This is a genomic window from Microcoleus sp. bin38.metabat.b11b12b14.051 (assembly GCF_013299165.1).
Classification (GTDB): Bacteria; Cyanobacteriota; Cyanobacteriia; order Cyanobacteriales; family Microcoleaceae; genus Microcoleus.
In genome coordinates, this window is the sequence record NZ_JAAFKD010000053.1 from 1 (window position 1) to 21093 (window position 21093).

Below are 21093 nucleotides of genomic sequence, written 5' to 3' on the forward strand. Positions count from 1 at the left end.
GTAATTATCTCCTTGACCTTTTCATAAAACTCTATCATAACTTTAAAAAAATGGTATAAGGTTCGTAGTGTGGACTTTAGTCCGCTCTTATTGCGGACTAAAGTCCACACTACGAACCACTTTTGTTATGGTCATACCATTTTTTAAATATCTGATAGAGATACAGGACAATTGGGCTTTGTAATTATTTCCTTTACCTTTTCATGAAAGTTTCTCATAACTTAAAAAAAATGGTATTAATCTCTCGGATTTAATCGCAAATCTGATGGCGATGCACCTCATACCACAAGTGGAGGAAACAAACCTCATCATTATTCAGTTTTTCCCGAAAATTATTGATAGCGACACACCCTACGACTAGCGGAATACGAAAAATGCACACTAACAAATATGGCGGTATGAATCAAAAGGCAGTCCCGTCCGCCGCTTGACATCAACAACTGATTTGTATGCGCCTTTGCTTTGCCTTTCTCTAACTATTGTTTCGGCAACGAGTCGATCTAAACCGTTTTCTATCAACTCTTCGGGTGAAAGAATATTTAACCGTTTCCAAGTAAACTGCGATTCTTTTTGATAATTGTAGCTAAAGCAAATCATCGGGGCGATGCGTCTGACGTGACTTTCTGGAACTCCGGCGATTTCCGATAACTCTTCGGCGTGGGTAAAAAGGTAGCCTTCGTTTTGCAAAGATTCAATATCGTTAGCGTAGACGATCGGCAAACCCAAGATTTTGACCAAATCGTCTTTAGTACACTCGTTAATATCAATTTTGCCGCGCAGATTAGCAAGTTCTTGAGCATTTGTCGCAGTTGCAGGAACCAGCAAGCCTCTAGGTGCGGTTTTGATTAGATAGCGTTTTTTCAAAGCAAAGGCTGTGACAATTTGAGCTATCCAAACGAGGGTACCCAAATTAGTTGAAGAAGATACTGCTAGTGCTGCTAAAGTAATGCCAATACCCCATCCCATCCAACTGCGAATATTTGTTTTTTGGCCTGCATAGGCGATCGCCAATCCGCCGAAGTACGGAATAAAAGAATACCACACCCAACTAGGAGTTTGACGCAGCCAGTATAAATCTTGAGACACTTTAGTTCTATCCTCGCTCGACTGTTATTTGACTCTTATTTAAATCCCACGTTTTTCATACATGACTGATAAAAAAAGTGGTTTGACACGCTACTCATAGGGGTATGCTGCTTGTGGGCAAACCCTACTACATATAGAACCCATTTGACATCTTTGAGTTTTTGGGTTTGGTGACGAGAAATACTCCTAGAAACCCGGTTTCTGAGATTTACGCCCGGGGCAAGAAACCGGGTTTCTACGAGTTTTTGGGTTTGGTGACGAGAAATACTCCTAGAAACCCGGTTTCTGAGATTTACGTAGAATAGATCTCAAATGGGTTCTATAAAATTTGTGCGTAAATCCTGTCAAGCGTCGATTCCCTTCTTCCTAATGCCCAATGCCCTGTTTGCCCTATGCCCTATGCCCTATGCCCTATGCCCTATGCCCTATGCCCAATGACCAATGCCCAATGACCAATGCCTTACAATTCCCGCAGCAATTTTTGGCGTTTTTCTTCATATTCTTCGGCGGTAATCGCGCCCATATCGTAAAGTCCTTTCAATTCTGCGATCGCCCCAGTCACATCTTTTGCGCCTCTGAGGGCATACCCAGACTGCAACATTCCACCATTGTACTGTAGCTGAAAAGCTGGTTCCGACATCATCAGTAAGCCGATAAAATCGAAAAATGCAATCAGTGACGGAATTAATGTCCAGGAAAATATCAAATACAATACTCCTGCTGTGTTGTTACCCAAATAAAATTTGTGAATTCCGAAACCTCCAACAAAGAAAACTAACACAATTGCTACTGTTCTATCTTTTACCATTTTTACGTTTCCCCAATTTTTTACTTTAACGAACGCGATACTTATACGGTCGAGGCAAGCAATATTACTAATGTTTACTCATTTATTTGGGTTTTTGCGAAACTTGGACATCGCAAAATATAGCAGAACTATACCGGCTTGAGCCTCTAGAATTACCGAGTAACCTCTCAAGAAATAATTGAGTTCGCTACCGGAATTGAACGAAAATATTAAAATGCCTAGGGCTGCGTAGGGTGCGAAACGCATCCAACTCGGCGTTCCTTCTAACTTGCGGCTGTTGAAATTGCTCATGGGGGTAGAAACCTCATCCTCACTTAAAATTAACATACAAATTAGCCGGATGGTCAAGTTCGCTTGGGTGCGATCGCCCGAACCACCCTGGCATCGATCGATCCACGAGATATTACTTCCATCTTAAAACAAGTTTTTCCGTTAAAGTCAGCGACCGGGCGATCGCGAAATTCCACCTCAGCAGACAGTGCCGATAAGTGTCACAAAAACCCGGTTAATTCACAATTATTTACAACCGCCCGAATTAACTCGCGCCGCTGCCCAAAAGAAACAGACTCAGGAGAGTTCCGCTATTCCAAAGACTGTGGAGAAGCATGGGGGCGAGGAGATTGCGCGATCGCGTGTACACAAACCCCAATACCGCGCCCAACGTCGCCAAAGGCAGAATCTCAGAGACACTCAAGTGAGCCACAGCAAACAAGAAAGCCGAAGCTGCGATCGCCCCGGAAACAGGCAAATAGCGAGTCAGAGAAGGCAGTAGAAAGCCCCGAAACACGATTTCCTCAAAAACCGGAGCGGCGATCGCAGCCGTGCCGAAAAACACCGCCAGAGCCACGTTATCTCTACCTTCAAGGACGATCGGCAAAATCGGATTGCTGCCGCCTTGTCCCTGCCACAATTGCTGATTGATCAACGACACCACAACCACCAAAGGCAAAGCTACAAAATAGCCGCCAAAACCCCACAAAAACCAATTTCCCCGCCAATTAATCCGAAACCAACCATCAGGCAAAGGCAAAAAAGACTTAACCGAAAAATACAGTACCGAAAGCCCACCAGCCGACAGCAACAAATAAGTAGCAAAGATATAAAAAGCCTTTTCGCGCGGGTCAAAAGTAGCAGGATTCAGTTTGAGAACAGCCAGAGAAACAGGCAGTAATAAATAGGGAATCAAGATTTGTCCGACAAAGAAAAACCCGACCACCAGCACCTGCCAAACAATCTCGCCATCCCAAGGCACATCCCAAGTCAAGCTGGCATTGCGCGCCAACAGCGGCCCCGAACCTGCCTTATCTAACTGCTGGCGCTGCAACAGCCACTGCACGCTCAAACCAACCAGCAAAACCGCGCCAATACAAAGTGATATCGCCGGAATACCAACAATAATTGCTAACTTTTCTAAAGCTTGCTCAGCCGTTACCTGCTCTGTAGCTTGCAGCGCCACCAGTTCCTTAGAACGTTCTTGCAGCTTGTAAAGTTGAGCGAGAGCGCGATAGCGAAACCAACCATCCAAAGATTTTTTAATGAGCGGCTCGGCATCCGGGAAAAGTTGAGGCGGATTGCTCCAAATGCCCGTCAAAACTTCAGCAGTAGCCGCGGCAGGAGCGGAATCACTTTCAGTTGTGGACTCCTTAACTAAGCTTTTCCAAGTAGAGATTGCTGTGTTAGTTTTACCGCTGCTTGCTTGCAAAATTCCCAACCGCAAGTCAAGTTCTTTTAACAGCGCTGACTGTTGGAAAATCGACTCTTCCGTTGCCTTTCTTTGTGCTAATTTCAAAGCAGTATCTGGCGAATTCGAGACGATGGTAGGCAGAATTTGTTTTAATTGTGCCTGAGTTGCTTCGATACTTTTTTGAGTCGAGTCTCGCGCTTCTTGATATTGCGCCAAAGCCGTATTTAAAGGATCGGCACCGATAATATTGTTGCGCGCCGAACTTAAATTAGCACTCTGATTACTTTGTTCTTGCCACTCCGAGGCGTGAAGCAGCAAATTTGTCTGGTAGAGTTCCAGGCGGCTTTGAATTTGCGGCTCATTCCAACTAGCAAGTAAAGATAAACCGACCAGAGCGATCGCGATCGCTGTTAAAATACCTAAAATTATCCGCTTCAGTGTCATTCCTGCTTTTCCGTCCCGCGCAAATCTGTGGCTAAGTCTTGTCTGTCTTCAATCATAGGTCGTTGCAGGCGATCGTGTCCCCACAACTGGTAAAATTTCTACTGGCCGATCTTTTGAATCGTTTTAAGCCCTGGATTTATCCGCAGGCTAAATCTAAAATCTAAAATCTAAAATCTAAAATCGAATGACTCGCATTATCCTAGTCCGTCACGGCAAAAGCACATACAATCTAGAGCGTCGCATCCAAGGCCGCCTCGATAAATCAGTTTTGACAGAAGCAGGCCGCGCCGGCGCAAAGCAAGTAGGCGACATCCTCAACAGTATCGCCTTTGATGCTGCATATACAAGTCCCCTGCAACGAGCCAAAGAAACAGCAGAAATCATCGTGTCGCGCTTGACAAATGCGCCACAACTCCAACCAACCGATAAATTGATGGAAATCGATTTGCCATTGTGGGAAGGAATGCTGCGCCAAGATGCGATCGACCAATTCCCCGAAGCATATCAGAAATGGCAACAACATCCAGACAAATTTTCCATGAAAATCCCTTCAGCCGAAGGAGAAATCGAACACTTTCCCGTACTAGCCGTTTTCGCTAGCGCCCGCAAATTTTGGCAAGAAATCTTATCCAAACACACTTCAGGTACAATCCTAGTAGTAGGTCATAACGGAATCAACCGCGCCCTAATCGCCACAGCCTCAGAAATTGCCCCTGATTACTATCAATCAATTCAACAATCAAATTGCGGAATTAGCGTCATCAATTTTGGATTTACTGATGCAACAACAGAGTCCAACAAAAAAATTGCAGTTCAATTAGAATCATTGAATTTAACCGCCCATACCGGAGAAATCTTCCCCAAACCGAGGGACGCACATCGAGGCCCGCGCTTATTGCTAGTACGTCACGGCGAAACAGACTGGAATAGAGCCGGGAAATTTCAAGGACAAATAGACGTACCTCTCAATGATAACGGCCGCGAACAAGCTCGGCAAGCCGCAGAATTTCTCAAAGACGTAAAATTAGATTTTGCCATTAGCAGTTCGATGCTGCGCCCGAAAGAAACTGCCGAAATCATCCTCAAACATCACAGCGATTTGCAATTGAAAGTCCGCGACGACTTGAGAGAAATCAGCCACGGACTTTGGGAAGGAAAATTTGAATCAGAAATCGAAGCATCCTATCCAGGTTTACTCGATGAATGGAAAACATCTCCTGAAAAAGTGCAAATGCCAGAAGGCGAAAATTTAGAGCAAGTTTCCATTCGGGCGATCGCAGCGTGGCGAGACATAGTACAATCAGTCACTGGTACAGGAATTGTAGTTGCCCACGATGCCGTCAACAAAGCCCTTCTCTGCCACCTATTCAATTTAGAACCCGAACACTTCTGGAAATTCAAACAAGGAAACGGCGCCGTTAGCGTGATAGATTATCCCCACGGCCCCGATGGTTTACCCGTATTGCAGGCGATGAATATCACCACTCATTTAAGCGGCGGCATTTTCGACCAAACAGCAGCCGGAGCACTTTAATAGGTTTGTAGTGAGGACTTTAGTCCGCATAAATCAGAGGACTAAAGTCCTCACTACGAACTTTATAACGGTTATTTTACGAGACATGAGATAAATTCTGAAATGTTTGAATTTTTATGTTTGAATTGTAAGTTATGATCCGCGAACTGCTACAAAATGTAAGAGTGCTCGATCCAGTTTCAAAGATCGATCGCACCACTGATATTCTAATCACAGAAAATCAGATCCAAGCAATCCAAGAAAACATCACCGAAATTCCCGCCCACACAGAAGTGCGGGATTGCCAAGGACTAATATTAGGGCCAGGATTAGCCGATATCTACAGTCATAGCGGAGAACCAGGTTTTGAGGAACGAGAAACCCTAGAATCCTTAATGCAGGCTGCGGCGGCTGGCGGTTTTACGCGAGTAGCAATTTTGCCCGATACATCCCCACCCGTAGACAATTTGGCCGGTTTAGCCTTGTTGCAACAACATATCCGCAATTTGTCGCCCTCACTGCCGCGCTTGTATTTTTGGGGAGCTCTGACAGCGGGCGTGAAAGGGCAACAGATGGCAGAGCTGGGCGAGCTGGCCTCCTCTCCAATAGTCGGGTTTGCAGACGGCTTGTCGCTGTCAAATCCGTCTCTGGTGAGGCGTTTGCTTGAATATATCCAGCCTTTGAATAAGTCGATCGCATTGTGGCCGTGCGATCGCACCTTAGCAGGAAACGGCGCAGCACGGGAGGGTTCCGTATCCGTGCGCTTGGGTTTGCCAGGAATTCCCGCAAGTGCCGAAACATCGGCTTTGGCGGCAATCCTGGAGTTGGTAGCATCTGGCGGAACTCCCGTACACATCATGCGCGTTTCAACCGCCCGCAGCGTGGAATTGATTCGGGATGCGAAAGCGCGGGGTTTGCCGGTGACTGCGAGTGTAACTTGGATGCACTTGCTATTGAATGTCGGCGCAATTTCAGGAAATACCAAAGATTGCGTCGGCGGGAAAAATGCTCTGACGGCTTCCTTCGCCTACGATCCGAATTTACACCTCGAACCGCCGTTAGGCAATCCGATCGACCAATTAGCCTTAATTCAAGCTGTAAAAGATGGCGTGATTGATGCGATCGCGATCGACCACAACCCGCGTACCTACGAGGAAAAAACCGTGGCTTTTGCCGATAGTCCTCCAGGCGCGATCGGCTTAGAATTAGCGTTACCTTTGTTATGGCACGGACTCGTAGAAACTGGCAAATTTTCGGCTTTGGAACTGTGGCGAGTGTTAAGTACGGGCCCCGCCGTTTGTCTCGGACAAGCCCCTGCCACGCTGGCGCTGGGAGCCTCTGCTGAGCTAATTTTGTTCGACCCGCTCATGACTTGGACGGTTGAAGGGTACAGTCTGAAGTCGCGATCGGCAAACACCCCTTGGCTGGGACAGCAAATAGCAGGAAAAGTTCTAAAAACTTGGGTTTAAGGCAATACGCTTGGCATCGGACGTAAGGTTGAAACCGCGTAATAGTAAAACTCTTGTTCCAGCGAGAGACTCAAGAAGATAACGTAATTTTAACTCAGTCTTCAACCCGCGGAGGCGGGTTTTGTTTTTATAGGCGCGGTTTCAACCGCCGTCTTATCTCAAGCTGATCAGTCTTCAACCCGCGGAGGCGGGTTTTGTTTTTGTAGGCGCGGTTTCAACCGCCGTCTTATCTCAAGCTGATCAGTCTTCAACCCGCGGAGGCGGGTTTTGTTTTTATAGGCGCGGTTTCAACCGCCGTCTTATCTCAAGCTGATCAGTCTTCAACCCGCGGAGGCGGGTTTTGTTTTTATAGGCGCGGTTTCAACCGCCGTCTTATCTCAACCTGATCAGTCTTCAACCCGCGGAGGCGGGTTTTGTTTTTGTAGGCGCGGTTTCAACCGCCGTCTTATCTGAACCTGAACCGCATTTGATAAGGCTAATAAGCAATCAAAAACAATCCGACTTAGCCACAGGCAATATAGACAGCATTTCCTGAGAACGTTTGAGATAATTTTCCGCTACGCGATCGAGCGGATTTTTACGCACACACTCAGCAAACAGTTGTGCCGCTTCTTTATGTTTGCTCGCACTATAGTTCCACAAAGCTTCTAAAAATATGTTAAAAGTCGCCAACTTCCCATCTTTAACTTCCGGCGGATCGGCATCAAATACTTCATGAATAGTCACCAACTCGGCTTTGCCTTTAACCCTAACCCGACCAATATTCCGAATAGCATATTTCGGATATTCACTGACATTTAACTGTACAAAAGTATTGTGAGTAATCAACATCGATACCCCGTAACTTTTCGTCATCGTTTCCATGCGAGAAGCTAAATTCACCGCATCGCTAATCACCGTACTGTCCATCCTCGTTGTTCCCCCTACTGTTCCCAGCATCAAGTTGCCTGTATTGATGCCTATCCCTATTTTGATAGGTGCAAAGCCCTCGCTAACGCGGTGTTTATTGTATTCATCCAGACGATGCAGCATAGAAATTCCAGCATTCAAAGCATCGCTAGCATTGTGACCGAACAAAGCCATAATTGCATCGCCAATATACTTATCAATAAAACCGTTATTTTCAATAATAGCTGGCTCCATGCGGCTCAAATAAGAATTAATAAACCTAAAATTTTCCTGAGGAGTCATGCCCTCAGAAATATTTGTAAAATCTCGAATATCGGAAAATAAAATAGACATTTCCTTTTCCACACTGTCACCAAGTTTGATATCGACTAAGCTGTCACGACCTAGCAACGAAACAAATTCACTCGGCACAAAGCGTTTGGCAGCATTCGTTAATTGTGATTGCAGTTCCAAGGCTAATTCTAGCCTCTCATTGACTTTTCGCAGTTCCGCATTTTGTTCTACCAGCTTTTTATCCTGACTGTAGCTGTGGACAGCTTCTGTCACGGTCAATTTCAAATCTTCAGTTTGCCAAGGCTTGCCGATAAATCGGTAGAGTTTGGCGTGCTTAATCGCACTTCCCACAGCTTCAATAGTCGCCTGACCCGTTAGCATCACCTTGAGAGTTTTGGGAGAAATCTCGTGAACCCGCCTTAACAATTCATCTCCTTTCATATCAGGCATCACGTAGTCGGAAATAATTAAAGGAATCTCTTCCCCATCTGCAATTAGTTCAGCAACTAACTCTAAAGCGTCTTCGCCTCCTTCCGCAATTTCAATCCGGTAAGTATTGCCTAAAGCATCTTTCAATTCAGCTTTGAGGCTTTTGAGAACCGTGGTTTCGTCATCCACGCAAATAATCACTTGTTTGCTCATAGCGATAAAGCTGTTTTAATGGTTTCGATCAACTCTTCTTCCGACCAAGGTTTGTGCAAACAGCGGTGAAGGTCAGCTTCATTAAATGCTCTTTGAACTGCATCTTCATCTGCTTGACCTGTTAGCATCACTTTAACTATTTTAGGAAACTTTTTATGGACACGAATTAGAAACTCATCTCCTTTCATTCCCGGCATCAACCAATCAGACACAATCAAGATGATTGTTGTATCATCGCCATTAAATTCGTCTATCAACTCTAAGGCATCGGCAGGATTTTCCGCTAATTCATAAACGTAGGTATTGCCAAAGGCTGATTTTAGTTGAGTTTTGAGGCTTTTCAAAACTACTTTCTCGTCGTCAACGCACAGAATGACTGGTTTAGACATATGATTTTATCTCAGCGATTGTTCGTTGTTGACTGTTGAGTGTATGTCTTAATTTGTCAGGTAGTCACTGCCTCCCAAAAACCGCAAAACGCAAGTTTTGCGAGCAATACAGGCAAGGCTTAGCTACTTAGTTTATCCCGGATTGACGGGTAGACAAACGGTGAAAGTTGTTTTGCCGGGAACTGATGCAACTTCGATGGTGCCCCGGTGTTTTTCAATAATTCTTCTGACAATATCAAGTCCTAAACCTGTGCCTTCACCGGGGGGTTTAGTCGTGAAAAATGGCTCGAAAATTTTAGACATAACTTCTTCAGGAATTCCCTTACCGCTATCGGTGACTGCAACTTGGACGCGATTGCTTTTTTGAGAGAGTTCGAGGGTTAATGTACCTTTATTGTCCATCGCTTGCAGGGCATTGTGTATGAGATTTGTCCACACCTGATTGAGTTGATCTGGGTAGCAGAGCACAGGTTCTATTTTGGCGAAGTTTCGCAATACTTCTACTCCGTGCTTCAGGTTATTTTGATACAGCGTAAGTACGGTTTCTATGCCTTCAACTAAATCCGATTGAATCATCACTTCTGAGGAGTCGTGTCTGGCATAATTTTTCAGAGCAAAGACGACTTTTGATGCTCGATCCGTTGCCGTATTAATTGTTTGGGTACCTCGCTGGATTTCAGTGAGTTTGTAAGCCATGTCTAAGATACGCTCGCGCTCGGGTTTGTGCAGCAGAGACATAAAGTCATCGGCTTCATAAATCCCCATATCTACTAAGGTGTCGGCGATATCGTCAGCTTCGTCAATGTTTTCATCTTCTAGTTGACCGACTAAAGTTCGCTTTAATTTCCTTTCTTCTTTAGCTGTCAAAGTTACATCTTTTTGCAGCGATTGATTTAGTAACATGAAGAAATTTTCAGATTCTTCATGAGAAAATGATTCAAAAAGTGCAGGCAAGTTAGAAAGGGTTTGTCCCAAGAATTTGCTCATATTTCCGGCACTGGATCGGATCGCACCCAGTGGAGTATTTAGTTCGTGAGCAACTCCAGCTACTAATTGTCCTAAAGCCGCCATTTTTTCCGATTGAACTAACTCTTCTTGGGTAGTTTCTAGGTGATCTAATGCTGTTTTTAGTTCCTGGGTTCTTTCAGTAACTTGAACTTCGAGAGTGCGGTTGTATTCTGCTACTAATTTTTCTGATTCTTTGCGTAAGGTAATGTCGGTAAAAGCTGCAATAGCATAATTGACATTCCCCTTTTCATCATAAATTGGCGTCCCCCAAACTTCTAGGGGAACATTCCTATTTGCCTGGTGAATTTCTATGTCGTCAACGTTAACACTTGCTCCTTGAAAAGCACAAAGTATCGGGTCTTTTTCTTGAGGGTAGAGTTCCCCACTGTCTGCGAGATAAATTTGATATATCTCTCGAATTTCTTCAGATTTAATATCGTCAACTATGCCTTTGCCAAGCAAGGATTGAGCCCGAGAATTGATGTAGTAGGGTTTACCACTGGGTTCTGCTACAAATATCCCGACAGGTACGGCTTCCAAAATTTGGTTTAGCCGGCTTTTACTCTCGGACAATTCAGCATTCAAATTTTGCATTTCCTCAAAAGAAAATTGCAGTTCCTCTGCCATACTTTTAAATGAGTTTGCAAGTTCACCAACTTCATCGTTGCGGTTAATTTCTACAGTTTTATTCCAGTGACCTTTAGTAATATTTTTGGCTGCTTGATTCAAATATAAAATTGGCTTTGTCACCCATCTGGCCGTGAGTATGCCGACAATTATAGCTGTTGCCAAAGCTGCAACGCACAGCAAAACGGTAGTTTTGTTGTTAGCATTAATTTGTTCCAAGAAATCTGATTCGGGAATAATTACTACAATCAGCCAGTCCAAACCTTTATCATCTTTTAGCGGCGTAACCTGCATGAATTGTCGCTCGTCTTTAATCTTAAAGCTAAGCTGTTGGGTTTGCTGAATGTTGTTGAGGTTGCCAAAGTATTCTTGCAGGTATTTTGTAGTGAGGCTGATGGCGGCGTTTTGGCTAGCTGTTGCTGCAATTCTTTCTGTCTCTTCACCCTTGATTAGATATACGGGATCTTGAGTTGATGTTGTAATTAAATCGCCCGATCGCTCTATAATAAATGTCTGTCCAGATTTGCCAATTTTTAACTTTTGGAGGAACTCGTTAACTCGCGAAAACAGCAAATCAGTGCCGAAAATTGCCTGCAACTGTCCCGATTCGTCGTATAATGGCTGCGCCGCTGTAATTCCCAGTCCTTTGCTGGTAAAGTCGGCATAAATTTTGCTCCAAGTTGCAGTTTGTGCTTCGCTGGCTGCTGTGTACCAGGGACGGACTCGCGGGTCAAATTTAGGTTTTACCTTGACTAAGTTAACAGGTTCACCGCGGTTGTTGGCAGCATAATAATTCATGTTACCTTCTGTAAGTTCGCTGCGTTCTTGCAATAAAAAATCACCCTCGTTTGTGCGTCGTGCAGCAATGAAATCTCCTGCGGGAGTGGCAAGATATGTAACGCTTACTGTGTCGAAAGTTTGCAGGTGCTTCCAGAAGTGGCGCTGTATTTTTGGAGTATCTTGCAAGTTTAGATCCCCCAGTTCAAAAGCATTGGCTTTGAATTGATTTAGTTGGTGGGGAAATGTCATGTATGCTTGGACGCGTTCGGAGATGCGATCGCTAATTTCTTGCCGCAATTTGGTAGCAACTTCGTTAACTGCTTGCTGTCCGTTGCGAAATGACAAATACCCTACAACTCCGACTGCTGCGACAATTTGCAAAACGAAAGGAACTATTAAAACTGTTCGCAAGGGGAGGGAGCGAACTGATTTTACCGCTATTTTTTTAGGGGATTTGGTTGCTTTGAAAAGTTGGATGTTTGAAGGAGTAGTCATGCTTGAAAAAACTTGTTGTTTACGAAATACTTTCTCGATTTCATTAGTTGCACCCCAACAAGTTATGGATTGTTGATCCCAGCACCCCGATTGTGAATTTGGTCTTGTTTAATGCAGGCAAAAATTGCGGTTGCACTATAGCAAATCGTCTGCAAACAGCGATCGCACCATCAAATATTTCTTTATTGACTTGGTTGCAACTACTACTTGAGGTGGGCGACATCCACCCCTAAAAATTCGATGCCTACTCGCAAGCACCGCTATAGAGTATTTCCCTTTTCCTCAGCGCTGTCAAAAAAATGATGCCGTAAATGGGCAGGCAGTTCTTCTGGCGATCGGCTGCAATAAAAAATCACAAATCCTTAAGATTTGGGCTCGCACTGGCAATTTATTTGACAAAAGGAATTAGAGTAAAGCAACTATAATTAGTTATACAACAAAATGGAGGGAATATCCGGATTGTTTGGGAATTTGTAGAAGTTGCAGGACTGAGGTAGAGCTTTCATCTGTAAGGTGCGGTGTAGATCAGCTTAGTTGTTGCTATGAGTAGCATTTAAAACTAATTTTTTGCGTTAGTCCTAAGTTGTTACCTAGTACATTTCATCTCAACACTAGCTTGACCCCCCGATCGCTCGCAGGGAAAAAGATATTTTTGCCCCCAGCACCTACCACTTTTGGGAATAAAAATGATAAAAACGCGGTTATTTTTAAGGGGAATTGGGAGCGGATTACCGGAGCGCAAGCGCAGGAAAAACGCTAAATTTTCCGGTTTATTTCAGATGATATCTCAAATAAACATATTTGATTTTGGGAAGCACATACATTAGCAATTTGTCTTAATAGTTTAAGCCAATTGGCTTATTTTTGGCAGATCCAGCTCGCTCACAGCACAAAGGGTGCGATCGCCCGATCGCTCTGGGATGAAACCTATAGCAGTGGACAGTGGACAGAAGAGCGCGCTCGCGAAGTCGAAGAGTGGACACTGCTATAACGTTCATCTCTGCGGACAAAAAAGCGTTAATAATTGCGTATTCAGCTATATCTTACAGATTAGGGCGCTGGATGCCAGAAAGTACGGACAAGCGGGCGAGGGAATTTTTTATGGCTTTCTTGGCAATCAAAAGGCTATTTTTGTCTGGTTATTCTCCTCTATTTATAATTATTAATTACCGTAAAATATTAAGGAGATTTAACTTCAGTCTCCTGACTTCTAACTACAGGCGGGGATAGGGGAGGCTCAGGTTCTGCGACATTCAACTGACCGCCGCAGCAGCTCAACTCGTAAAGTTTGGCATTAATTTGATACTCGTACTGACTCAATAGCCTTGCATAAATATAGCCAGCTTTTCCATCCAAAAAGCCGAGCTGAATGAAGTAAAATAAAATAAATCGCAGCAGTGGTTTAAAAGGCAGCCGCACCCAAACTTTTTTAAGAAATCGCTTCCGCTGCACGGCATCTCCAAAGAGGTGAGCGCCAATAGTGCCGCTGTCGCCGCGACCCGTAAGAATATTGTAATAAACGCGAGCTTCCCAATTAGAATAACGGTTATGGCGCTCTATCCAGTGAAATAAATTGCGATAATCCTCGTGGATCATATCATGTTTTAAGTAGCCGACTTGACCTGCTAAAATCACGTGTTCGTGAACTTCGTTGTCACCTGTATTGGGGACGGATTCAGTGCCGAGATTTTCGTAACGGCCTTTTTGATGCTTGAACAAACGCAAATTCCAGTCGGGATAGCGGCCGCCATAACGCAGCCACTGTCCTAAAAAGAAGACTTTGCGGTTGAGGTAGTAGCCGTCAAAACTTGGGTCTTCGATCGCGCGGGCGATTTCGTCCCAAAGCTCCGGAGGAATGCGCTCGTCGCAATCGACAATTAATACCCATTCGTTGCGAAAGGGCAGGTTGTCTAACGACCAATTTTTCTTTTTCGGCCAGCGGTTGTTGAAGTAGAATTGGACTACTTTGGCGCCGCTGTTGATGGCAATTTCAACCGTGCGATCGCTGCTTTGGGAATCAACCATAAAAACTTCATCCGCCCTGGCAATGCTGGCCAGACACGCAGGTAGATTAAGTTCTTCGTCTTTTGCCGGAATGAGAACTGAAACCGGAATCTTTGATGAACTAGATGTCATAATCGAGTGCTTGAACCTGAATGCGGTCGAGTTGTGGTGGATGAAGTGCGATCGGCACCGCGGCGCCGAGTTGGGCGGCGAGGGATATTGCCTATAGCCTAATGCCTGCTGGTCGATTTCGGTGCAAAAATCAGCCCGCGGACTGCCGCACTCAAATAACCGATTTGACCCCAGGCAAAAACGAAATTTTCAAAGCGCAGCCCCGGATCTTTAATGTATTTAAAAGACTTCCAGATGCCCCTGAAGATTCTTTCACCCCCCCGCCCAAGCTGAGCAATACCGGCTCGATCGGACAATTGTTCCCGATAACACTCGCTGATGCCTTGCCACCACCCGCGCTCAAAAAACCAAGCTTTGTTGAGCCTTTCTGTGGCGACATGGTGCAGCACGAGGGCATCAGGGAGATAAACTACTTGCCAACCTAGCTCTAGTGCTAATTCTGTGGCGCGCAATTCTTCATTTGAGAGCAACTTTTTACCAACTCTACCGAGTTTGAGATCGAAGCCGCCAATTTGTTCGAGAAAAGCGCGCCGGATCGAATAGTTTACACCCCTGGGAGTCAAACCAGCAGCAGTTACGTAGAGGCAAGCATCGCCCAAATCGTAGGCTCCCAAGTTTTGGGCTAATCCCGGCGACAGCCAGTCGGGCGGGGAGACTCCACTAGGCCAGAGCAGGTTAACTTTGCCGCCAGCTACGGCTAGTTTTTGATTGGTTTGATAAGCGGAGTGCAGCGCCCTGAGCCAATGCGGATCGGCAACTGCGTCGTCGTCGAGATAAGCTAATATTTCGCTGCGTGCTTCGATCGCGCCGGTGTTCCTGGCTACTGACAGCCCGATTTCCGGTTCCCATACGTACTTGAGGCGCCGATCGCCCAGTCTTGCTTCTACCACCTCGCGGGTGCGCGATATAGAACTCTCGGGACTGGCATAATCGCTAGAAGCGTTATCCACTACTACTACTTCAAAGTTTTCGCCAAAATCCTGTACCAGCAAGCTGTCGATCGCCCCACCTAAATAGGCAGCCCGATTGTGGGTACAAATAATCGCTGATATCTGAGGAAGATGTTGCATAAATAACAGCTTTGCAAATACAGGGGTTCTCGATCGACTTACTCCGATCAGAGTGCGGCATTTAAATTAGCTAACTCCCTCTGAGTTGTCTAACTCTAGCTTACAGTCATCAAAGATAGATGTATGCAGCAAACCACCCAAACTTTTGTTTTTTTACCGGGAAGCGACCCGAAGGAATTCAGTCCCCGCCTTCTTGGTACTTGACCGTTTGACAAAATGTCTATTATAATGCGATCGATGACACAAACATTCAAGTGTTGTTTTTGTCCTACTTCCTACCATTAAAATTTGCTCCCCCGCACAAGGGGATGTACTATTCTTGTGTATAACTGGGCTATTGCTGTGATAACAGACAGATGGAGAGCGAAAGAAAAAGAGAGTTGGATACACAGAAAAGCAGGCAATGCTTGTTCATTCAGTTGAGGTAAGAGCCACAAGAGCGCAGTCTAAGGGATGAGGGCGACCTCTACCTGCAAGGAAGAGGATTGGAGTAATCAATAGTCTGCTTTTAATTTCTAGCTGACAAAAGAGAGGTTTTCAACCAATTATTTATGGTAAGTCGGAATAAAGACGCAAGTGTTAATTTTTTGAATTACTTTGTACAGTAAAAAAAAGCAATTGCCGGAAAGCCTCAAACTATTATTTGGTCATTCAGTCCCTATTTAAATTTGAAAATAGTAGGATGTTGTCTATTTTAATTCCCGGTGCGGAACGCCGGGAGCAACGTTAGATAAGATTTTTATTGAGGATTGACGCACAATTTAAATGTAGAACAGCTTATGAGTTGTTCGCTGTTAAACAATAGCTGGGACAGCTTTTTAAAGCAGGCTGATTTTTATTTGAATGGTAAGCAAGCACAAATTACTGTAAAGTTAAGAACAAAGGCAACGGAGACAGCGGAAAATTCACCAAAAAGAATTGGTTGAAAGCCTCTATTTTTAGGCAGAAATCAAAAGCAGACAAGGGAATTGCTCGAATCGTCTTGCTTTCAGGCAGATGTCGCCCAGATTAGTCAACAGTAAACCTGTTTGCTGTCAACAGTAAACAGGTTGACTGATGGTAAAGTATTTGATTTTTTGTATGTAAAAGCTGACTGATGGCTAACTTAAAAGAGACTGGATCGAGACAATTAATCTTAGTGACTGGGCCGGCCAGAAGTGGCAAAAGTGAATGGGCAGAAACTCTGGCTGCGGATTCGGGAAAACAAGTAATCTATGTGGCTACCGGTACGGTTGATGAAACTGATTTGGAGTGGCGGCGCCGCTTGGAATTGCACCGCAATCGCCGTCCCGCCCATTGGACAACTCTGGAAGTGCCGATCGAATTACCGGCAGTTGTGCGATCGGCCTCTGAGTCGGATTGCTTGTTGATCGATTCCCTCGGAACTTGGACGGCAAATCTTTTAGAACAAGAATCTGCTGTGTGGGCTGCTGCACAGCAAGATTTGCTCGCAGGTTTGAAGTCGGCGGCGGCGGATGTGATTTTGGTAGGAGAGGAAACCGGATGGGGCGTTGTGCCTGCTTATCCGGCGGGACGGCTGTTTCGCGATCGCCTCGGCACTCTCGTGCGCCACATCGGGGCGATCGCCGATGCTGTTTATCTCGCTACGGGTGGTTATGCCTTAAATTTGTGCGCTTTGGGGACACGGCTACCGCCGGGGAAAATTTAACAGACACAGGGGCGATCGACAACCCAGAAAAAAAATCGGTGATTCGCCCACACTTTGAGCTCAATTTCAAGTATAATCCTCACTAGAGATTGAGATATCAAAACTCACAAAAATTACCCAAAAAAATTACTTCCTCTGGTAACAGCACAACAATTAGACAGGGGAAATAGCCAATTTTTGAACGGTAAAAAACCAAATGTCTCTTGAGAAAGAGGGCAAATTTTAACTGAAAGTCTAAAATCACCAATTAGTTGCAGGACTAACTAAAAGTTATGGCGTCAGATAGTGAAGTCAGAAAATATATTGCTTACTGGTTTCAGTTAGGCAAAAAAGTATTAATCCGCAACGGTTCGGAAGCGCTGCTGCCGAAATCGGTAATTGCGGGCGATCGCTACAGCAGCCAATTTGAAGAATGCTGGGAAAAAATCATCTCCCCCGAAAGTGGAGACTGTTACTTGCAAGGTACCAACGAAACAATTGCCGAACTGCTAACACCAACATGGGAAATCAGTCCCTGCGCCCGCTGCGCCATGCCCGTACTGTTAGCCCAAAGCGCCATGCCGCCAGAGTCCTGTCCCTGTAACGACTTAGCAAACTGGCCCGATACCGAAAATCCCCAACCCCGATCGCCCGTCAGTACAAAATTGCAACTCTCAGGGATTCGCGATCGGCTTCTCAGAAGCAGCGGGGAGTGAAGAGGGGGAGAGGGGGAGATGGGGAGAGGGGGAAAGTAGCGATCGAACGCACGGGTGGCCAGAAACCGGGTTTTTCGCGAAATACTTCGCTGCCAACGCTAAATCCCCAAAAAAACCCGGTTTCTTTGGTGGTAGTGCATAAGTTTTTGCCAACTGCCAACTGACAACTCTTCGACTCCCCTCGACTTCGCGGGCGGGCAAGTCGCTCAGCGCAAGCTGTCAACTGCCAACTGCCAACTCTTCGACTCCCCTCGACTTCGCGGGCGGGCAAGTCGCTCAGCGCAAGCTGCCAACTGCCAACTGACAACTGACAACTGCCAACTGCCAACTGCCAACTGCCAACTGCCAACTGACCAATGATTGCGGTTTTATGCCTTAAAGCAGTGGTGACAAGGCGACAAATTGTTACAATGTCTTTACAATGCTTCACACTAGGTCTGAGTTTATGGATGTCAAGACAGTATCGCCAGCCTCCCCGGTAACTTACTCAAATTCAGGGACTCACGCTGCACCCGCCAATCTCCAAGAGGTAGAAACAGTTCCGCTGCCGGTAGTAGCAGTAGAACTCCCGAGTGCTGCTACTCCCCAACCGCTTAAATCTGCCAGAGATATAGCTTACGAGTTGGCAGGAGAAGCTGTGCGCTACGATCCAGTGGCGATCGCAGCCCTGTACCGCAATCGCCCCCTGCAAGTCTGGAGACGGCTGTTGAGCGTTGTTTGGACATTTTTTAGCTTTGCCTTCAGCTTGTGGTTTGACAAAAAAACAGGTCGCAGCGCAGCCAACGAAAAGCGCCGCGCCGCCCGCCTCCGAGAAATTCTCAGCCAACTCGGCCCAGCTTTCATCAAAATCGGGCAAGCACTGTCAACTCGCCCCGACTTAGTGCCGCCCCTATACTTAGAAGAACTAACCACGCTGCAAGACCAATTGCCAGCGTTTCCCAACGAAGTAGCATATCAATTTATACAAGAAGAATTGGGCGCGCATCCCAACGAAATTTACGCTGAAATCACCGCAGATCCGATCGCAGCAGCATCTCTCGGACAAGTCTACAAAGGCAAACTCAAAACCGGCGAAACCGTGGCGATTAAAGTGCAGCGACCCGGTTTAGCCGAAAACATCGGCTTAGATATTTACATCCTGCGGCGCGTCGCACTTTGGGCGCAAAACAACTTCAAAATAATTCGCAGTGACCTCGCAGGAATTATGGACGAGTTGGGCGAGCGGATTTACGAAGAAATGGACTACACCCACGAAGGACAAAATGCCGAACGCTTTGCCGAACTCTACGGAAATCTGAAGGATATTTACGTTCCCAAAATCTACTGGGAATATACCCGCCGCCGCGTGTTGACAATGGAATGGATCACCGGCATCAAACTCACGAATTTGGAAGCCGTCAAGGCTCAAGGAATCGACGCTCCTTACTTGATTGAAGTGGGGGTGCAGTGCTCTCTCAGACAGCTTCTAGAACACGGTTTCTTTCACGCTGACCCGCATCCCGGCAATCTTTTGGCAACTCCTGACGGTCAGTTGGCTTATCTCGATTTTGGGATGATGAGCGAAGTCAAACCTTATCAGCGCTACGGTTTGTTGGAAGCTGTGGTGCATTTGGTCAACCGCGATTTTGAAGGTTTGGCGAGAGATTACGTGAAGTTGGAGTTTTTAACGCCAGATACTGATTTGACGCCAATTATTCCGGCTTTGGCTGGGGTGTTTAACAATGCTTTGGGTGCTAGTGTTGCGGAACTGAATTTCAAGAGCATTACTGATGAACTTTCGGCGGTGATGTACGAGTATCCTTTCCGAGTTCCGGCTTACTATGCTTTGATTATTCGATCGCTCGTGACGTTAGAAGGGATTGCGATTAATGTCGATCCAGAATTCAAAGTGCTGAGTAAAGCTTATCCTTACGTAGCAAAACGGCTGCTGAGCGACCCCGCACCGGAATTGAGAGCTTCTTTGCAAGATTTGCTGTTCAAACAAGGCGAATTCCGCTGGAACCGCTTAGAAAACTTGCTGAACAATGCCCGGGAAAGCGATGATTACGATGTGAGCAAAATCCTCAACCAAGCGTTAGAGTATTTATTTTCTCAGAGAGGTGATTTCATTCGCGATCGCATTGTGGCGGAATTGGTGAAAAATCTCGACGTGCTTTCGAGCAATGCGGTGGCTAACGCTAAAGCTGTTGTGGGCGAATGGTTTGGAGTCAAGGCTGTACCTGTGGTTTCACCCACCGAACAAAAAAACTTGGAACACATCAAGCGAATTTGGGATATTTTGCAATCAACTCCGGGTTTTGACGGGATGAAAGTATTGCAGCTACTGCCGCAGTTGTTGGTAAAACCAGAAGTGCAAAATATGGGGCAGAAAGTCGTGGGCGGTTTGGCTCAAAGAGCAGTTGCTAGGTTAATTCGCGAGTTTTTGCTGGCCTCGGAACCTGCGGCTCTTCCTCCGAGTGCAGCTTATCCTAAGACTTCGCCTCAGTTGTCTTTGCCGGCGGCGAAGTAGTCAGCGGTTAACCGCCATAAATTAAGGTTCGTAGTGCGGACTTCAGTCCGCATCCAGAGAGCGGACTGAAGTCCGCACTACGAACGGTTTGTTTGTAGTGCGGACTTCAGTCCGCATCCAGAGAACCCCATAAATTCCCCACTACGATTTGTTTGTAGTGGGGACTTCAGTCCGCATCCAGAGAGCGGACTGAAGTCCGCACTACGAACGGTTTGTTTGTAGTGCGGACTTCAGTCCGCATCCAGAGAACCCCATAAATTCCCCACTACGATTTGTTTGTAGTGCGGACTGAAGTCCGCATCCAGAGAGCGGACTGAAGTCCGCACTACGAACGGTTTGTTTGTAGTGCGGACTGAAGTCCGCATCCAGAGAGCGGACTGAAGTCCGCACTACGAACTGTCATTGCTATGGTAATCGATCGCACAAAATATGACTTGTGTATCTGATGCAAATTAGTAGCAGTATCTTTTTTTGTCGTTGTTTGGATTGGGTTTTGACTGTCTTTTGGAGATGCGTTTGTGGCCTAGGAGAGTGGAGATAATGATGCAGCGCTGGCTGTTTTTTAAATCGGGATGAGATAATGTTAGAGTTCCTTTGGCTCTGATACTTGTGAGATTGCAGTCGTGGTCGCCGCGAGATACTGGACAACCTCGGTAGTTGAACATTACTCGCTGGATGGTGCCGTCTGCTGTTTGTTTGTTGTTTTCATCTACTTCGAGCATTGTTGTTTCATGCGGATCGATTTGAATTTTTTCTTCTAGTTCTTTCCATTGATGCGGTGGTATTTGGGCTGGGGGAATGTCGGCTGGGTGAACTGCTAGCTGTGCGTTTTCTCCTACTTGCTTCAAGCTGACTTGCCATGAAGTTTTGTCGCGTTTGGCGTTGCT

Annotated in this window: 19 protein-coding genes; 8 read left to right on the top strand and 11 right to left on the bottom strand. The window is 45.8% G+C overall.

Features of this window, described 5'->3' with window-relative positions; all coding sequences use genetic code 11:
• Window positions 1-381: 381 nt before the first annotated feature.
• Window positions 382-1086: a helix-hairpin-helix domain-containing protein gene (locus QZW47_RS29310; RefSeq protein WP_293135771.1), complete on the bottom strand. Its 705-nt coding sequence runs from the start codon at window positions 1084-1086 to the stop codon at window positions 382-384.
• 170 nt (window positions 1087-1256) lie between these two features.
• Between QZW47_RS29310 and QZW47_RS29315 the strand changes: the two genes are divergently transcribed.
• The gene (locus QZW47_RS29315) at window positions 1257-1391 is read left to right on the top strand and encodes a hypothetical protein (RefSeq protein ID WP_293135774.1); all 135 of its coding nucleotides are present in this window, start codon (window positions 1257-1259) and stop codon (window positions 1389-1391) included.
• A gap of 155 nt (window positions 1392-1546) precedes the next feature.
• Here QZW47_RS29315 and QZW47_RS29320 read toward each other — a convergent pair whose 3' ends face one another.
• From QZW47_RS29320 to QZW47_RS29330, 3 genes are all read right to left on the bottom strand, one after another.
• Window positions 1547-1894 (bottom strand): NINE protein, encoded by a 348-nt coding sequence (locus tag QZW47_RS29320; protein ID WP_293135777.1) that lies wholly within the window; start codon window positions 1892-1894, stop codon window positions 1547-1549.
• A 78-nt stretch (window positions 1895-1972) separates the two neighbouring features.
• Window positions 1973-2221, bottom strand: coding sequence for a hypothetical protein (locus QZW47_RS29325; RefSeq protein ID WP_293135780.1), 249 nt, complete (start codon window positions 2219-2221; stop codon window positions 1973-1975).
• A gap of 208 nt (window positions 2222-2429) precedes the next feature.
• The gene (locus tag QZW47_RS29330) at window positions 2430-4022 is read right to left on the bottom strand and encodes a type II CAAX endopeptidase family protein (RefSeq protein WP_293135783.1); all 1593 of its coding nucleotides are present in this window, start codon (window positions 4020-4022) and stop codon (window positions 2430-2432) included.
• 184 nt (window positions 4023-4206) lie between these two features.
• On the opposite strand from QZW47_RS29330, the gene QZW47_RS29335 reads away from it, so the two are divergent.
• Window positions 4207-5556, top strand: a complete 1350-nt coding sequence (locus QZW47_RS29335; RefSeq protein ID WP_293135786.1) for a histidine phosphatase family protein — start codon at window positions 4207-4209, stop codon at window positions 5554-5556.
• 134 nt (window positions 5557-5690) lie between these two features.
• Window positions 5691-7004 carry a dihydroorotase gene (locus QZW47_RS29340; RefSeq protein ID WP_293135789.1) on the top strand — a complete coding sequence of 438 codons (1314 nt, stop codon included), beginning with the start codon at window positions 5691-5693 and terminating at the stop codon, window positions 7002-7004.
• A 486-nt stretch (window positions 7005-7490) separates the two neighbouring features.
• Here QZW47_RS29340 and QZW47_RS29345 read toward each other — a convergent pair whose 3' ends face one another.
• The 3 genes from QZW47_RS29345 to QZW47_RS29355 form a co-directional block, all read right to left on the bottom strand.
• Window positions 7491-8828: an adenylate/guanylate cyclase domain-containing protein gene (locus QZW47_RS29345; protein ID WP_293135792.1), complete on the bottom strand. Its 1338-nt coding sequence runs from the start codon at window positions 8826-8828 to the stop codon at window positions 7491-7493.
• Window positions 8825-9217, bottom strand: a complete 393-nt coding sequence (locus QZW47_RS29350) for a response regulator (RefSeq protein WP_293135795.1) — start codon at window positions 9215-9217, stop codon at window positions 8825-8827. Before QZW47_RS29350 ends, QZW47_RS29345 begins: the two co-directional genes overlap by 4 nt.
• A 132-nt stretch (window positions 9218-9349) precedes the next feature.
• Complete coding sequence (locus QZW47_RS29355; protein ID WP_293135798.1) at window positions 9350-12127, bottom strand: ATP-binding protein; 2778 nt, start codon at window positions 12125-12127, stop codon at window positions 9350-9352.
• Between the two features lie 853 nt (window positions 12128-12980).
• Between QZW47_RS29355 and QZW47_RS29360 the strand changes: the two genes are divergently transcribed.
• Window positions 12981-13118, top strand: a complete 138-nt coding sequence (locus tag QZW47_RS29360; protein WP_293135801.1) for a hypothetical protein — start codon at window positions 12981-12983, stop codon at window positions 13116-13118.
• 188 nt (window positions 13119-13306) lie between these two features.
• Here the strand turns inward: QZW47_RS29360 and QZW47_RS29365 are convergent, their stop codons facing one another.
• Window positions 13307-14263, bottom strand: a complete 957-nt coding sequence (locus tag QZW47_RS29365) for a glycosyltransferase family 2 protein (RefSeq protein WP_293135804.1) — start codon at window positions 14261-14263, stop codon at window positions 13307-13309.
• Window positions 14264-14361: 98 nt separating this feature from the next.
• Window positions 14362-15333, bottom strand: coding sequence for a glycosyltransferase family 2 protein (locus QZW47_RS29370; RefSeq protein ID WP_293135807.1), 972 nt, complete (start codon window positions 15331-15333; stop codon window positions 14362-14364).
• A 288-nt stretch (window positions 15334-15621) separates the two neighbouring features.
• On the opposite strand from QZW47_RS29370, the gene QZW47_RS30285 reads away from it, so the two are divergent.
• The 3 genes from QZW47_RS30285 (at window position 15622) to QZW47_RS29380 (ending at window position 17697) form a co-directional block, all read left to right on the top strand.
• Entirely contained in the window at window positions 15622-15756 is a 135-nt protein-coding gene (locus QZW47_RS30285; RefSeq protein WP_366930952.1) for a helix-turn-helix domain-containing protein, read from the top strand.
• 673 nt (window positions 15757-16429) lie between these two features.
• Window positions 16430-17002, top strand: a complete 573-nt coding sequence (gene cobU, locus QZW47_RS29375; RefSeq protein WP_293135809.1) for a bifunctional adenosylcobinamide kinase/adenosylcobinamide-phosphate guanylyltransferase — start codon at window positions 16430-16432, stop codon at window positions 17000-17002.
• Between the two features lie 272 nt (window positions 17003-17274).
• Window positions 17275-17697 carry a hypothetical protein gene (locus QZW47_RS29380; protein WP_293135812.1) on the top strand — a complete coding sequence of 141 codons (423 nt, stop codon included), beginning with the start codon at window positions 17275-17277 and terminating at the stop codon, window positions 17695-17697.
• On the opposite strand, the gene QZW47_RS29385 is transcribed toward QZW47_RS29380, so the two are convergent.
• Window positions 17678-18127, bottom strand: a complete 450-nt coding sequence (locus QZW47_RS29385) for a hypothetical protein (protein ID WP_293135815.1) — start codon at window positions 18125-18127, stop codon at window positions 17678-17680. The genes QZW47_RS29380 and QZW47_RS29385 overlap by 20 nt on opposite strands.
• Before the next feature lie 15 nt (window positions 18128-18142).
• Here QZW47_RS29385 and QZW47_RS29390 point away from each other — a divergent pair, with 15 nt between their 5' ends.
• Window positions 18143-20206, top strand: coding sequence for an AarF/ABC1/UbiB kinase family protein (locus tag QZW47_RS29390; RefSeq protein ID WP_293135821.1), 2064 nt, complete (start codon window positions 18143-18145; stop codon window positions 20204-20206).
• A 452-nt stretch (window positions 20207-20658) separates the two neighbouring features.
• On the opposite strand, the gene QZW47_RS29395 is transcribed toward QZW47_RS29390, so the two are convergent.
• The coding region (locus tag QZW47_RS29395) for a transcriptional regulator (RefSeq protein WP_293135818.1) at window positions 20659-21093 on the bottom strand (435 nt) is incomplete at its 5' end.

Coding starts and splice junctions, on each gene's coding strand:
- QZW47_RS29320 (WP_293135777.1), bottom strand. CDS start 1,894: ATGGTAAAAGATAGAACAGTAGCAATTGTGTTAGTTTTCTTTGTTGGA.
- QZW47_RS29325 (WP_293135780.1), bottom strand. CDS start 2,221: ATGTTAATTTTAAGTGAGGATGAGGTTTCTACCCCCATGAGCAATTTC.
- QZW47_RS29330 (WP_293135783.1), bottom strand. CDS start 4,022: ATGACACTGAAGCGGATAATTTTAGGTATTTTAACAGCGATCGCGATC.
- QZW47_RS29335 (WP_293135786.1), top strand. CDS start 4,207: ATGACTCGCATTATCCTAGTCCGTCACGGCAAAAGCACATACAATCTA.
- QZW47_RS29340 (WP_293135789.1), top strand. CDS start 5,691: ATGATCCGCGAACTGCTACAAAATGTAAGAGTGCTCGATCCAGTTTCA.
- QZW47_RS29345 (WP_293135792.1), bottom strand. CDS start 8,828: ATGAGCAAACAAGTGATTATTTGCGTGGATGACGAAACCACGGTTCTC.
- QZW47_RS29350 (WP_293135795.1), bottom strand. CDS start 9,217: ATGTCTAAACCAGTCATTCTGTGCGTTGACGACGAGAAAGTAGTTTTG.
- QZW47_RS29355 (WP_293135798.1), bottom strand. CDS start 12,127: ATGACTACTCCTTCAAACATCCAACTTTTCAAAGCAACCAAATCCCCT.
- QZW47_RS29365 (WP_293135804.1), bottom strand. CDS start 14,263: ATGACATCTAGTTCATCAAAGATTCCGGTTTCAGTTCTCATTCCGGCA.
- QZW47_RS29370 (WP_293135807.1), bottom strand. CDS start 15,333: ATGCAACATCTTCCTCAGATATCAGCGATTATTTGTACCCACAATCGG.
- cobU (WP_293135809.1), top strand. CDS start 16,430: ATGGCTAACTTAAAAGAGACTGGATCGAGACAATTAATCTTAGTGACT.
- QZW47_RS29380 (WP_293135812.1), top strand. CDS start 17,275: ATGGCGTCAGATAGTGAAGTCAGAAAATATATTGCTTACTGGTTTCAG.
- QZW47_RS29390 (WP_293135821.1), top strand. CDS start 18,143: ATGGATGTCAAGACAGTATCGCCAGCCTCCCCGGTAACTTACTCAAAT.